Origin of the sequence: Dyadobacter linearis (genome assembly GCF_907165045.1) — a bacterium.
GTDB lineage: Bacteria > Bacteroidota > Bacteroidia > Cytophagales > Spirosomataceae > Dyadobacter > Dyadobacter linearis.
In genome coordinates this window covers 43,804-58,254 of record NZ_CAJRAU010000010.1, presented here as the reverse complement: position 1 = coordinate 58,254, position 14,451 = coordinate 43,804, and the positions used below count along the sequence as shown (strand labels likewise).

At 45.7% G+C, this 14,451-nt stretch carries 10 protein-coding genes; 6 read left to right on the top strand and 4 right to left on the bottom strand.

Features of this window, described 5'->3' with window-relative positions; genetic code table 11:
* Positions 1 to 67: 67 nt before the first annotated feature.
* The 6 genes from recQ to KOD92_RS24540 all read left to right on the top strand — a co-directional run bounded on the left by recQ (position 68) and on the right by KOD92_RS24540 (position 7,741).
* Positions 68 to 2,278 (top strand): DNA helicase RecQ, encoded by a 2,211-nt coding sequence (gene recQ, locus KOD92_RS24565; protein WP_215236270.1) that lies wholly within the window; start codon positions 68 to 70, stop codon positions 2,276 to 2,278.
* A 53-nt stretch (positions 2,279 to 2,331) separates the two neighbouring features.
* A complete protein-coding gene (gene purD / locus KOD92_RS24560; protein WP_215236269.1) occupies positions 2,332 to 3,621 on the top strand; it encodes a phosphoribosylamine--glycine ligase in 1,290 nt (429 codons plus the stop codon).
* A 15-nt stretch (positions 3,622 to 3,636) separates the two neighbouring features.
* Positions 3,637 to 4,851 (top strand): PSP1 domain-containing protein, encoded by a 1,215-nt coding sequence (locus tag KOD92_RS24555; protein WP_229254828.1) that lies wholly within the window; start codon positions 3,637 to 3,639, stop codon positions 4,849 to 4,851.
* Between the two features lie 67 nt (positions 4,852 to 4,918).
* Positions 4,919 to 6,112: an anhydro-N-acetylmuramic acid kinase gene (locus tag KOD92_RS24550; RefSeq protein WP_215236268.1), complete on the top strand. Its 1,194-nt coding sequence runs from the start codon at positions 4,919 to 4,921 to the stop codon at positions 6,110 to 6,112.
* Between the two features lie 43 nt (positions 6,113 to 6,155).
* Complete coding sequence (gene lhgO / locus KOD92_RS24545; RefSeq protein WP_215236372.1) at positions 6,156 to 7,355, top strand: L-2-hydroxyglutarate oxidase; 1,200 nt, start codon at positions 6,156 to 6,158, stop codon at positions 7,353 to 7,355.
* Positions 7,356 to 7,534: 179 nt separating this feature from the next.
* Complete coding sequence (locus tag KOD92_RS24540) at positions 7,535 to 7,741, top strand: hypothetical protein (protein WP_215236267.1); 207 nt, start codon at positions 7,535 to 7,537, stop codon at positions 7,739 to 7,741.
* Between the two features lie 652 nt (positions 7,742 to 8,393).
* Here the strand turns inward: KOD92_RS24540 and KOD92_RS24535 are convergent.
* The 4 genes from KOD92_RS24535 to KOD92_RS24520 all read right to left on the bottom strand — a co-directional run bounded on the left by KOD92_RS24535 (position 8,394) and on the right by KOD92_RS24520 (position 14,442).
* Complete coding sequence (locus KOD92_RS24535; protein ID WP_215236266.1) at positions 8,394 to 9,845, bottom strand: amino acid permease; 1,452 nt, start codon at positions 9,843 to 9,845, stop codon at positions 8,394 to 8,396.
* Between the two features lie 120 nt (positions 9,846 to 9,965).
* Positions 9,966 to 12,932 (bottom strand): protein translocase subunit SecDF, encoded by a 2,967-nt coding sequence (secDF, locus tag KOD92_RS24530; protein WP_215236265.1) that lies wholly within the window; start codon positions 12,930 to 12,932, stop codon positions 9,966 to 9,968.
* A gap of 125 nt (positions 12,933 to 13,057) precedes the next feature.
* Complete coding sequence (locus KOD92_RS24525) at positions 13,058 to 13,402, bottom strand: hypothetical protein (protein ID WP_215236264.1); 345 nt, start codon at positions 13,400 to 13,402, stop codon at positions 13,058 to 13,060.
* 143 nt (positions 13,403 to 13,545) lie between these two features.
* The gene (locus KOD92_RS24520; RefSeq protein ID WP_215236263.1) at positions 13,546 to 14,442 is read right to left on the bottom strand and encodes a hypothetical protein; all 897 of its coding nucleotides are present in this window, start codon (positions 14,440 to 14,442) and stop codon (positions 13,546 to 13,548) included.
* Positions 14,443 to 14,451 lie beyond the last annotated feature (9 nt).

Here is a 14,451-nt window from a genome sequence, read left to right as displayed (position 1 = left end):
AATTGTGGATATTCAAATCAAAAAACAAAGATATAGAAGTTTGGAATAACCATTTTGTTAACAGAGTATGGTAAAGCAGGTTGATCATGTCGTACTAGACACGTTAAAAGAAAAACTCAAAGAAATATTTGGATATAGTCAGTTCCGGGGTGACCAAGAAGTTATTATTCAAAACATACTTCTGGGAAAAAATACATTTGTAATCATGCCTACCGGGGCTGGTAAATCGCTTTGCTATCAACTGCCAGCACTGGTCAGCGACGGGCTGACGATCGTTATTTCACCCCTTATTGCATTGATGAAAAATCAGGTCGACCAGTTGACCGCTTTTGGTATCAATGCTCAGTTTTTAAATTCCACATTGACCAAGGCCGAAATGACACGCGTTAAATCTGACGCGCTGGACGGAAGCCTGAAATTGCTTTATATCGCGCCGGAATCGCTTACGAAGGAAGATAACCTGGACTTCCTGAAAAGAGTCAAAATATCCTTTGTAGCCATTGATGAGGCACATTGTATCTCTGAATGGGGCCACGATTTCCGGCCTGAATACCGCCGCATTTACGGAATTATTGAAAATATCGGCCAGCTTCCGATTATTGCATTAACTGCGACTGCTACGCCAAAAGTGCAGCAGGATATTCGCAAAAACCTGCAAATGGAAGAAGCGGAAACCTTTAAATCTTCATTCAACAGAAAAAACCTCTACTACGAAATCCGTCCGAAAAAGGATGTAAAAAAGCAGCTGATCCGCTATATCCGCAATAATAAGGGTAAGTCGGGAATTGTATATTGCCTTAGCCGGAAAACGGTGGAAGAGGTCGCTGAGCTACTTAATGTCAATGACGTACGTGCATTACCGTATCATGCCGGGCTCGACAGCAATACCAGAATGTCGAACCAGGATGCATTCCTGAACGAGGAAGCCGACGTGATCGTGGCAACTATCGCATTTGGAATGGGTATTGACAAGCCGGATGTGCGTTTTGTAATACATTATGACGTCCCCAAGTCGCTGGAAGGCTATTACCAGGAAACTGGCCGAGCCGGGCGTGACGGTTTGGAAGGTAATTGCCTGATGTTTTATAGCTATGATGATATTCAGAAACTAGAAAAATTTAACAAAGACAAAACGGTTACCGAGAGAGACAATGCGCGCCACTTGCTGAATGAAATGGTCGCTTATTCCACTTTGGGCGTTTGCCGGAGAAGGCAGTTGCTGAGCTACTTTGGAGAATATCTTGACAAAGACTGCGGTTTTTGTGACAACTGTATCAAATCAACTGAAAAATCAAAAGTTCAGGAAGATGTGGTTTTAGTGTTGAAAGCAGTTGCATTGACAGAGCAGCGCTTTGATTGCGAGCACATTGCAGATCTTTTGACAGCAACTGAAAATCAGTATGTAAAAAGCTACGAACACGATAAGCTGGAAGTTTACGGGAAAGGTCTCGAGTTGAATGAATCGCGTGAATACTGGATTTCTACGATCCGTCAGCTTGTAATTTTTAATTATCTGGAAAAAGATGTTGAGAATTACGGCGTAATCAGATTAAGTACCAAAGGCGCCAACTATCTGAGTGATCCTTACCAGGTTACCCTGCATAAAGATCACAATTTCGAAGAAGAGGAAGTAAAACCGGAGGACGACGACAAGGAAGCAGCCGCGACTGGAAGCGCCCACGCTTACGATGAGGCGCTTTTGGGAATGCTGAAAGCACTTCGCAAGAAGGTAGCGAAAGAGAAGAATTTGCCGCCTTACGTGATTTTCCAGGATCCGTCGCTGGAAGAAATGGCGACTACCTACCCTACTACCCAGCAGGAAATGGCGCAGATCAATGGCGTCGGGATGGGGAAAGTGCAGAAGTTTGGTCGGCAATTTATTGACCTCATTACCAGGTATGTAGAAGAAAACGAGATCGAAACTGCGAAAGATGTTGTTATCAAATCGACGGTTAACAAGTCTAAGATCAAGATTTTCATTATTCAGCAGGTTGACCGGAAAGTAAGTCTGGACGAGATTGCAGAGGTGAAAGACCTGGAACTGGCCGATGTAATTGAAGAAGTTGAACATATTTGCTATTCGGGCACAAAGCTGAACCTGGATTATTATATTAACCAGGTGATCGACCGCGAAAGGCAACAGGATATATACGATTATTTTATGACCGCCGAAACTGATAATATCGCCGTGGCACTCGACGAATTTTCCAACGACGAAATCAGTGAGGAAGAATTAAGGTTGATGCGCATTAAATTTCTGTCTGAACTAGCTAACTAGTTGCTACACAATTTAATACGCACCAACCACCAAGTGAATTTTTAAAACAGCTTATGAATATACTGATATTGGGATCCGGCGGGAGAGAACATGCTTTTGCCTGGAAAATTTCCCAAAGCCCTCTTTGTGACAGCCTGTTTGTAGCCCCCGGAAACGCTGGTACAGCAGGTGTAGCAACGAACCTCTCTATTTCTTACAATGATTTCGATGCAATTGCGGATGCAGTACTGGCTCATAAGGTCGAGCTTGTGATTGTGGGGCCGGAAGAGCCGCTTGTTAATGGTATTGTTGATTATTTTGAAGCGAACGCGAATCTTTCACACGTAAAGATCATCGGTCCGAACAAGGCTGGCGCGCAGCTGGAAGGAAGCAAGGATTTCTCCAAAGCATTTATGCAAAAATACGGGATTCCGACCGCTTCTTCCAAAACCTTTACTGCGGAGACACTTGAAATAGGACTGGAATACCTGGAAGCACATCCACTTCCGATCGTGTTGAAAGCGGATGGACTGGCGGCTGGAAAAGGCGTGATCATCGCAGAAAAATATGCTGAAGCGGAAACTGCTTTCCGTGAAATGCTTGTAGATAAAAAATTCGGAGATGCCGGTAACAAAGTTGTTGTTGAGCAGTTTCTGAAAGGAATAGAACTTTCCGTTTTCGTATTGACCGACGGAGAGCATTATAAAATTTTACCAGAGGCCAAAGACTATAAGCGCATTGGCGAAAACGATACCGGACTGAATACCGGCGGAATGGGTGCAGTATCGCCGGTTACATTTGCCGACGCTAATTTTCTCCGGAAAGTTGATGAAAAAGTGGTCAAACCGACGCTTAATGGGCTAAAAAGCGAAGGCATTAAATATGTCGGTTTTATTTTCATTGGATTAATGAATATAAAAGGCGAACCTTACGTGATCGAATACAATGTTCGTATGGGTGATCCTGAAACGGAAGTAGTGATTCCGCGGATCCAGTCGGACCTGGCTATGTTAATGGCCTCGACTGCAAAGGGTACCCTGAATGACTTTGAACTACAGATATCACCACAGGTTGCAGTGACAACAGTAGTTGTCTCAGGCGGCTATCCTGGTGATTATGAAAAAGGAAAGGTGATTTCCGGAAGTGAAAAAGTAGAGGATGTGTTCTTATACCACGCTGGCACTACTTTTAACGAAAATACCGAAATAGTGACAAACGGAGGGCGGGTTATGGCTTTCACCGGCCTCGCCAATTCACTCGAAAATGCGGTACACAAATCGCAGCGCGCAGCTCAGCTCGTGCAATATGAGGGTAAATATTTCCGTCACGATATAGGTGTTGATTTAATACGTTATAACGATTGATGAGGAGGAGTAATTATGGGATGCGGATCATGTTCATCAGGAGGATGCAGTACTGACGGTACTGCGGTATCCGGATGTGGAAGTAAAGGAGGTTGCGGAACCGGCGGATGTAACAAAATGAATGTCTTTGACTGGCTTAGCCACATGGATGTTCCTACCGGACAACGTTTTGACGTTGTCGAGGTGAAGTTCAAGGGAGGAAGAAAAGAGTATTTCCGTAATATCAATCAGCTGGAATTTATCACAGGCGACTATGTGGTCTGCGAAATGGCCTCTGGCCAGCATATTGGAACTGTTTCTTTGCAGGGCGAACTTGTTCGGTTGCAAATGAAACGGAAAAACGTCGTGTTCAGCGATGATATGCATGTGATTTATCGCGTTGCATCGGAAAAGGATCTAGATAAGCACACGCAGGCTATGGCCCGCGAGATGCCGACCCTTTATCGTACCCGCGAAATTATCCGGGAAATGAAGCTGAATATGAAGTTGTCCGATGTAGAATTTCAGTCTGACAATACGAAGACGACGTTTTATTATTCTTCGGAGGAGCGCGTGGATTTTCGGGAGCTGATTAAAAGTCTGGCTTCTGAATTCAAGGTGAGGATTGAAATGCGACAGATAAGTCTGCGTCAGGAAGCGAGCCGCCTCGGTGGTTTGGGTTCCTGCGGCCGCGAACTTTGCTGCTCTACCTGGCTGACTGATTTTAAGAATATTTCAACTTCCGCAGCGCGTTACCAGAATTTGTCGCTAAATCCTGCGAAACTTTCAGGGCAATGCGGCAGATTGAAGTGCTGCCTTAACTACGAGCTTGAAACTTATATTGATGCATTAAGGGATATCCCAACGGTAGACGCGCCTTTAAAAACCAAAAAAGGTGTTGCCACGCTTCAAAAAACGGATATTTTCAAAAAGATCATGTGGTTTGGGTTTGATAAGGACACGAACTGGTACCCGGTGGCGATCGACAAAGTGTTGCAGATCATTGATCTCAACAAAAAGGATATCATTCCCGAGTCACTGGAAATCCTGACGCCGGAGCCGGAAAAAAGTCTTGAAAAAGGAGCTGGCAGATTAAACAGCGACCTTGAAAATCTTGACAAAAAATACAGCGAGGAGCAGAAGAAGAAAAAGAAGAAAAAGAAAAACAGATCAGGACAAAACAAGAATAATCCGAACGCGCAAGGCAAGCCTCAGGCTGCGGCGGCACCAAACCAGCCGGCAGGTAAGTAAGCGAACCGGATTTATGAAAATACAGGAAGTCAAGTGGCCAGCTTGACTTCTTTTTTTAGATATATCTATGAAAAAACACATAGAGCGGCTGCATCAGATCGCGAACGGTGAATCCAGGCGCATTATCGGACTAATGTCCGGAACGTCGCTCGACGGACTTGATATTGCACTCTGTCATATTGAAAAAAGCGGCACTGAAACTGGGCTGACCCTCGAAAAATTCACGACGATACCTTACGAAGACCAGTTCAGAGACCAGATCAGAACGATATTCGCGAAGCGGCAAATTGATTTTCAGCAACTTTGCCTGCTGAATCCCTACATCGGACTGGTGCATGGAAAAATGATCAAGGAAACGCTGGCAAACTGGAATATCGCCCCCTCGGATATTGACTTGATTGCCAGCCACGGACAAACCGTTTTTCACGCGCCCCAAAAACAGCACCACCTACCCGACTTTCCGAATGCTACTTTGCAAATCGGCGACGGCGATCATATTGCTGTGGAAACGGGCATTATAACGATCAGTGATTTCAGGCAAAAACATATTGCTGCGGGTGGCGAAGGCGCGCCGCTGGCCGTTTACGGAGATTATTTTTTGTTTTCGAAAAAAGATGAAAACCGCATTCTGCTGAATATGGGCGGTATTGCCAACTTCACTTACCTGCCCGGACATTTGGACGCCGCCGCAGTTTTCACCACCGACACCGGCCCCGGGAACACGCTTCTTGACTATTTCACCCGAAAACTTTTCAATAAACCTTTTGACGAAAACGGTGCGATCGCTGCGAGTGGTACTGTCAATGAATTGCTTTTGAATGCATTGAAGTTCCTCCCGTTTTTCAGTCTGCCATTTCCCAAAACGACCGGGCCGGAAGTTTTCAATTTTGAATATGTAGAAACTGCAATTCAGAAAACGGGACTATCTTCGCTTTCAAACACTGACCTGATCGCTACACTCACGCAATTGAGTGCGGATACCATTTCAGACGCAATTTTAAGAACGATTGAAAGCGAACAGGAATACCGGATTTACGCTAGTGGAGGCGGCGCACATAATCCCGTTTTAATGCAGGCGATCAGCCAGAATCTAAATCAGGATGTTGGCCTGATCGATGAGTTGGGCGTATCCGGCGATGCGAAGGAGGCTGTTTTATTTGCAGTTTTGGCCAATGAAACCGTTGCTGGAATGCAATCAGACTTTGGTAAAAAAGAAGGGGTTCCCTCCATTTCAATGGGCAAAATTTCTTTTCCCGGCTGATATTTAAATCAATACTAAAATTTTGTTGGATAAGACTTCATACATGTACGATATCACGATTATTGGCGGCGGCATCGTCGGCCTCGCTACTGCACTTCGCATCAAAGAACAAAAGCCTGCATTAAAGGTTTTACTGCTCGAAAAGGAAAACGAAGTGGCAAAGCACCAGACCGGTCACAATAGCGGCGTAATCCACTCCGGGCTATATTACAAGCCGGGAAGTTTGAAAGCGACCAATTGCATTCGAGGCTACCAAATGCTGCTCGACTACTGCAATCGGGAAAATGTGCCTTACGATCTTTGCGGCAAAATTGTAGTCGCGACTACCGAAGAGCAGCGGCCCCTGCTCCGAAACCTGTTTGAAAGAGGTAACCAGAATGGATTGACCGAAAACAGAATGATTTCCCAAGGCGAAATGCGTGAAATTGAGCCGCACGTGAAAGGCCTGGAAGGTATTTGGGTCCCTTATACCGGTATTATTGATTATAAAACTGTTTGTGAAAAATACGCTGAGAGCGTGCGGAAGCTGGACGGGGAAATTCGTTTTGGTGAGAAAGTGATTGACGTACGCAGCCAGACCACGCATTCCGAAGTGGTATCTGCGAGCGGGAGAGTTTTCGAAACAAAGCTGATCGTGAACTGCGCTGGGCTATATTCCGACAAAGTCGCACAACTTACTCAGCCGGAGGATATTAAGGTCAGGATTATTCCTTTCCGCGGAGAATATTACAAGATCAAACCGGAAAAGCATCACCTCGTCAAAAACCTTATTTACCCGGTTCCAGACCCAAATTTCCCATTTCTAGGCGTGCATTTCACGCGCATGATCGAAGGCGGAATTGAGGCCGGCCCGAATGCAGTTTTCGCATTCCGCCGCGAAGGTTACGACAAGTTGGATATCAATTTTCCCGAACTAATGGAATCCCTCGCCTGGCCCGGCTTCCGGAAAGTGGCGATGAAATACTGGAAAACGGGAATGGGAGAATATTACCGCTCATTCTCGAAAGCTGCTTTTACAAAAGCGCTACAGGGACTAATCCCCGAAATCCAAAGCGACGACCTCGTGCCCGGAGGCGCCGGGGTACGCGCGCAAGCCTGTGATTACGATGGTGGCTTGTTGGATGATTTTTCGATTATCGAAAACAGAAACGCAATCAATATCTGCAACGCGCCGTCGCCAGCTGCAACTTCGTCGTTGTCAATCGGCCAGACCGTTTCGGAGCGCGTTTTAGCGCGGGTATAAGTGTTCAATTGCCGTCGACGGGAACAAAAGTCGACTATTCCCGGCTTGGCTTGCCCTCCCCCCGACTGAAGTCGCGGGTAATTGATTGTTATTAAATAAATCAAAATATTCTTTCTAATTTTAGTCGCGCTGGCAAGCTCCTGAAAATGAGTTGCCGCCATTTACTACGTTCAAGAAAAGTGAAAATCGAAATTGAAAAAACCATGAACAAAACGGCAAACGCACCTGTGGCAGAAGCTGCTGATGGTGCAAAGAAAAGCGATCGATTGACTCGGCTAATTGAAAAAGTAATGGCGGATAAGGAATCCGTTAATCTGTACCACGACGGAAAAATTACCAAGGATGAATTGCACGCCAGAGGAGTTAGGTTCGTTAAGGGCTTATGATTATACAGCAGAGGATAGCGATAATTGTGAAGAATATATCTTTAAAACCGACTCGGGCGCACTCTACTCCTGTTATTTCATAAATGCTTCCGGGTATTTTGAAGACTATCCACTAATAAAAAATGACATTGTCACCTTTGGATTCGGGCTAATTAGTCCATCTAAAGGTTTTTTTGTGGAAAAACATGACGCAAGAATCAGAGAGACGATCTTTCATATATTATTGAAAGCAAACGAAACGTATCCTGAGAGGTCATTTTTCGTCATGTATTCTACAAAAGACGGCAAGCAGCGAAACAGAAAAATTACCTTCGACCGCTGGTATAATGAATTTTGCAAACTGTTGAGTGGAAGGGTTACAAGAATAAGTATTACCGCGCATGGTATTGAAGGAGGATTTAGTTTTAATATGATGATGCTGGTACCAAGCACATGCTCGAAGCTAGAACTCATTAAAAGTACCTGCATTGAAATCAAAGATGAATTTATATCCAAAGGATACCCGCCGTCGATTGAGTGCAGAATAGAGTGCAAATGACTGTAATCGTCACTCTGGCACGAATAAAACAAAAAAAGTCGTGGCCGTTTCTTACGAAACAACCACGACTTAATATTTTCAAAAAGCCAAAAGCTAACTGCTAACAGCCAGCCCCTACTCCTGCCCTATCTTGCTATGCTTTTTACCATAACCGAAATACACTGCGAACCCGATTGCAAGCCATATTGCCAGACGGTACCAGCTTTCGATCGGTAGTGAATACATTAAGTAAAGACAAACCACTATTCCCATGATCGGCACGAATGGCACAAGCGGGGTGCGGAATGAGCGGTGAAGCTCAGGTCTTTTTACACGCAACATCCAAACACCTACGCAAACCAGACAGAACGCGAATAAGGTACCAATACTTACCATGTGCCCCAGGTCACTTACAGGAACAAGTCCCGCAAAAATGCTCACGAAGCCCATGAAAAAGATGTTGGTTTTGAACGGCGTTTTGAATTTAGGATGCACTTCGCTGAAAAACTTAGGTAACAGTCCATCTTTGCTCATTGAGTAAAAAACACGGCTTTGACCCAAAAGCATGACCAGCATTACAGAGGTGTAACCCGCCAGAATCGCAATGATCAATGCTGTTTGTAAGGAATCGTAACCGGTTTGTGCAAAGGCAGTTGCCGCTGGTTTTGCATCATTTGCGAATGCAGTGTATTTCACCAAACCTGTCATTACGTGTGCGAAAAGCACGTACAAAATCGTACAAACGACCAAAGATCCAAGGATACCGATCGGCATTCCTTTCTGGGGGTTTTTAGCTTCCTGCGCGGCTGTTGAAACCGCGTCAAATCCAATGAATGCAAAGAATACCACCGCGGCCCCGGTAGCAATACCCGACCAGCCAAAGTTCTCGTAAGCGCCTGTGTTTTCAGGAATGTAAGGCACATAATTGTCCGGGTTGATATGGCTCCAGCCCAGTCCAATGAATACCAAAACAACCGCCACTTTTAATACAACAAGGAAATTATTAAGGAATGCAGATCCCTCAGTACCACGGATCAAAAGAAGTGAAAGCAGACAGACGATCAGGATCGCAGGCAGGTTCACGATTCCGTTATCAATGATTGTTCCGTCGCTAAGTGTTACTACTTCAAAAGGAGAGCAAACCAGCTGAGTGGGAAGGTGAATATCAAATTTACTGAGGAATTCCAGGAGATATCTGGACCAGCTTACTGAAACCGTAGCTGCTCCCAATGCATATTCAAGAACCAAATCCCAGCCGATGATCCAGGCAACGAACTCGCCCATTGTGGCATAGGAGTAAGTGTAGGCACTTCCTGCGATCGGAATCATGGAAGCGAATTCGGCGTAGCAAAGGCCGGCAAAACCGCAGCCTACCGCGGCAAGTATGAATGAAATGGTTACTGCGGGTCCCGAATGTTCCGCAGCAGCAATACCTGTTAAAGAGAAGAGTCCTGCGCCAATGATTGCGCCAATTCCTAATGCCACCAAGCTCGCCGATCCAAGTGATCTTTTTAGTTGGTTGGCTTCGCCTGTTGATTCATTTAATAATTTTTCAATGGGCTTTTTAACCCATAATTGATTTGCCATAAGCTCTTTTGTGTAGTTATATGAACATTTTATAAAACTAAAAGAAAATTTGCTGATAACTTGTCAAGGCAAAATAAAAAAAGGGATAGCACAATGCTAACCCTTTTTTCTTCTAACTTATTACGCTTTAACTTTCTTTGGTGCCGCTGGCGCCGTTTCCGCAGTTGCGAGTGCAGGCGTTTTATTCTGGTCACGCTGCAGAAGGTCAACCACGATCGGTGCCGCTACGAAAAGTGAAGAGTAAGTACCTACGATTACCCCAAGCAACATACAGAATGTAAATCCGCGGATCACAGCTCCTCCGAAAATCATCAGAACGATCAACACCAGGATTACAGAGATACCCGTCACCGCAGTCCGGCTTAAAGTACTGTTCAAGGCACTGTTGATAACCGTCGGCAGGCTCTGGCCACGTGACTTATCGTCGGCCAGGTAATCCCGGATACGGTCATAAATAACGACGGTATCGTTCATCGAATACCCGATCATCGTCAGAATCGCACCGATAAATGCCTGGTCAATATCCAGTGACCAAGGCAACCAGCCGTTGAACAACGAGAAGATTGCAAGAATGATCACCACGTCGTGCGCAAGCGAAACGACCGCACCATAACTGAACGCAACCCTTTTAAACCGGATCAGGATATAAATAAAGTTGGCAGCCAATGCGAGCAATACCGCATACACAGCCGACCACAAAGTATCCTTCGCCATCGTCGGGCCCACTTTATTTGAGCTTACGATTTGCGCAGGATTGTTACCCATCTTTTTAACCGCTTCCATCACCTTCGCCTCAGCGCGCTGATCTGCGTCAGGGGTAGTTTCTTCGATCAGATATGCAGTCGTGATTTTCACCTGATCCTGTCCACCGAAAGTTTTTACCTCTGTAGCAGAACCCAGCGTCTCATCCATTTTGTCGCGCAGATTATCGGCATCAACTTTATCTTCAAAACGAACCACATAAGAACGACCGCCTTTGAAATCAATACCCAATCCAAAGCCTTTGAAAATGAATGACCCAATCCCGATCGCGATGATTACAGTAGAGATAATGTAAAAACGACGACGCTGAGATACGAAATCGAAATCGTTGTCTTTGAACCAGTTCTTCGTCAGGCCGGTATAAAAGTTGAAAGTTTTACCCTTTTTGATCTGATATTCAAGCAGCAAACGCGTAATGAAAATGGCAGTGAAAAGGGATGTAAGCAAACCTAATACCAGTGTAGTAGCAAAACCAAGTACCAGTCCGGTTCCGAATGTATAAAGGATAATACCGGTCAGAAGTGTGGTTACGTTCGAGTCAATAATTGCACTTAGCGAACTCTTGAAACCGTCGCGAACCGCTTGTACAAACGGCTTGCCTTCTTCAAGTTCCGTCTTGATACCTTCATAAATCAATACGTTTGCATCCACCGCCATACCGATCGAAAGCACAATACCCGCGATACCTGAAAGTGTCAGTACTGCGCCTAGCGACGCCATGATTCCCAGCAGGAAGAACAAGTTGATCAAAAGCGCGATATCAGCGATCCAGCCGGCTTTGCTGTAATAAGCGACCATGAATACCAATACGATCACCAAACCAACTGCCGAAGAAAGCAAACCGTCGTTGATCGCCTCAGCACCCAGTGAAGATCCTACTACGGCTTCTTCTACAATATGTGTCGGAGCTGGTAACTTACCCGCTTTCAACACGTTAGACATATCTTTGGTCTCTTCTACTGTGAAGCTACCAGTAATGCTTGAGTTACCATTTGGAATTTCACCCTGTACCGTCGGCGCAGTGTAAACCAGGTTATCGATAATGATCGCAACCGGGCGGCCAATGCTGCGGGCAGTCAGTGAGCGCCATTTGCGGGCTCCCTCTCCGTTCATACGCATTGTTACTTCCGGACGACCGCTTTCGTCGTAATCGTGCGTTGCATCTACGATCACGTCACCTTCCATGGCAGCTTCGCCATTTTGTTTTTTGATAAAATACAATGGCAGGATCAGCTGGTTATCTCCGGCAGCAGTTCCTTTACGGTCCCACATGAAAACCAGGTCAGCAGGGAATAGCGAGCGAACTTCCGGGCGGCGAAGAATTTCTCCTGCGCGCGCAGTATCTTTCAAATAAACACCCAGACCTTGCGGCATTGGAACAAATAAGCTGGTCAACGCAGCAGTTTGCGCTGCAACCGCAGCCGAGTCATTTGCGGTAGAGTCACTTTTTTGTGCCAGCTGCTCAGCCAGGCCGCCAGTTGTTTTCTTGGTCGTATCTACTTTTGCAGTGGTTGCAGCAGCAGGTCTTTTCGCTTTTTCAACCTCCGCCTGTTGCGTCAAATATCTTCCCAAACCTTCCAGACCTGCGCCCAGTTCGTTAGTCAGATACACTTCTGCAAATTCAAGTTTCGCAGCACCAGACAAAAGACGGCGTACACGCTCAGGGTTATCTACACCTGGTAGTTCAACCAAAATACGGTTTTGCCCCGGCAAACGCTGGATGTTCGGGTTAGTTACACCAAACTTGTCAATACGTGCCGAAGTGATCTGGAATGCACGGTCGATAGAACCGTTTACTTCGGTATTCAGCATTTTAATTACATCTGAATCAGAAGAATTGCTGCTGATCTTGCCACGGTTGGAGCTGGTTGCAAAAACAGATGCAAGGCTTGTATTCGGCGCCGCTTCTTTATAAGCCGCAGCAAAACGGTTGATGAAAGTGCTGTTACTCGCAGCCTTGTCCTCACCCGCTTTCTTCAATGCAGCCTGAAATGCAGAACTGCGTGCGTTTCCGCCGGCCATTCCTTTCAAAATGTCAGCAGGAGCTACTTCCAAAACCACGTGCATACCACCTTGCAAATCAAGGCCCAGGTTGAGTTCACGTTCTGTAACTTCCTGCAGGGTATGACCCAGGTAAACTTCCTGACGCCACAGCGAGTCAACATAACGCTGTTTTTTTGCGATATCTACTTCTCCTTTTGAATCAGTCGCGTAGGCAGTTGCTTTGCTTTTAAAGCTGCGTGAAGCGAAAGTAAAAGACAGATAATAAACGCTAATGAGGGCAACTACAATAGTTAACCCTATTATTCCATTCTTATTAGCCATTTTTTTAACAGAAAAAATTTAATTGAAATTCTTGAAAATAACAGATGAATACCTGCGCGCAGGCGTCGAAGTCGCTGACAATGATGATTTTATAGTATTAAAAATGCAGCAATAGCCTCCCGTGATCAGGGAGCGTTGGTGACTATGAACCTTCCGAAGATTCGATGGAAGTAGGAGAAAAGGAAAAACGATTCCTGAAATGTAAACCTTACCGCCAGCTGCGTGGCAACGAAATGCCAGACGGGCTGAGCTACGAAATAGAAGTAATGCGAGAAGTCAAATGAAATTGCCGGCGTGATAACCGCGTCGAGGGACAAGGTACTTACTTTCGCCTCTGCCGGATTGGAAGCCTGTTCTTTGGCGTTCTTCTGGCCGATTTCCTTCGCCTTACCCGTGTAGGTCTGCCCTATTTCCGCATAATCAGACCAAGACCGCGCGCCTGCTACCACCAAAAGCATGGCGGCTAGCATAAAGCTGATTGTCTGGTTGATAAGTCTTTGCGCTCTCACGAAGTGAACAGGGGGTTCCAAATGAACCGCAAATTTTGATCTAAAAATTTACAATACCAAACTATTTTTCAACCGCAATTTGTATCAACTTTCAAATATTTATTTTAAATCGTCGAATAGCCCAGCCGGGAATGCTGTGTTTCATTTTCGTGAAAAAATAATGGCGAAGCACCGGGCGAGAGGCAAAACGCAACCTCTAAATCGCATTCTACCGGAACAAACCAGCCTGCCAGCCAAGTGATTAGCATATTAAAATCGTCGTCGTGCAAACACTTTTCCAATGCTTCTAAATCGGGCAAATGTACCTCTGCTACTATCTTCGGGCTATATATGTCGATCTCACCGCCCAAAGTCAAGTCCAATCCCAGCGAAACATCATTCAGCCGCGTTTCAGCTGTTACTGTAACCGAGCCCGCGGGCTGGGTTTGAAATGTTACCTGATATTGCAGAACCGCCGACAAAATCTCTCCCGCCACTTTCAGATCACCCCTATTCTCTGAGATCAGCGGCATTACCGGTACCAGCCTGACGAGCATTACCTTACTGATCTTAGGCGGTACCTGCCAGAAATTACGCAGTTCATCCAGCAGGAGCGAATCGGGATCGAGATCGTGTGCAAGCTGTTCCAGACGCGCCAGCTTCAACCGATTGAGGAAAAATTCGTGTTCGAGCGGCAAAAAGAACAGTCTCGATTTTTGCTCTTTTTCCCGTTGCAGCCTGATTTCGTCGACCTTTTTTTTCAAAGTATTGATCGAGCCGGCAGAAGGCAAATGAAACAGCTGCTCGGGTAAATGGTCATAAATCCCGTTCCTGTTGGACGCTATGATCTTCCCCTCAAAATTCCCCAGCTCCGCCTCACCAACGAATTCAACATCCGCGTGGCTGCGCCTTTTGAAAGAGCCGAGCGGCTTGAAAAGGATTTTGTCTTCTGCAATACCTTCTTCCAGCCACGAACCCGCGATAAATTCGGCACTGAGGTCACTTTGATTTTCCGCCAGCATCTTTGTAGT

Bases quoted from the DNA above. Each gene is read 5' to 3' on its own strand.
- recQ (WP_215236270.1), top strand. From the start codon at position 68: ATGGTAAAGCAGGTTGATCATGTCGTACTAGACACGTTAAAAGAAAAA.
- purD (WP_215236269.1), top strand. From the start codon at position 2,332: ATGAATATACTGATATTGGGATCCGGCGGGAGAGAACATGCTTTTGCC.
- KOD92_RS24555 (WP_229254828.1), top strand. From the start codon at position 3,637: ATGGGATGCGGATCATGTTCATCAGGAGGATGCAGTACTGACGGTACT.
- KOD92_RS24550 (WP_215236268.1), top strand. From the start codon at position 4,919: ATGAAAAAACACATAGAGCGGCTGCATCAGATCGCGAACGGTGAATCC.
- lhgO (WP_215236372.1), top strand. From the start codon at position 6,156: ATGTACGATATCACGATTATTGGCGGCGGCATCGTCGGCCTCGCTACT.
- KOD92_RS24535 (WP_215236266.1), bottom strand. From the start codon at position 9,845: ATGGCAAATCAATTATGGGTTAAAAAGCCCATTGAAAAATTATTAAAT.
- secDF (WP_215236265.1), bottom strand. From the start codon at position 12,932: ATGGCTAATAAGAATGGAATAATAGGGTTAACTATTGTAGTTGCCCTC.
- KOD92_RS24525 (WP_215236264.1), bottom strand. From the start codon at position 13,402: ATGCTAGCCGCCATGCTTTTGGTGGTAGCAGGCGCGCGGTCTTGGTCT.
- KOD92_RS24520 (WP_215236263.1), bottom strand. From the start codon at position 14,442: ATGCTGGCGGAAAATCAAAGTGACCTCAGTGCCGAATTTATCGCGGGT.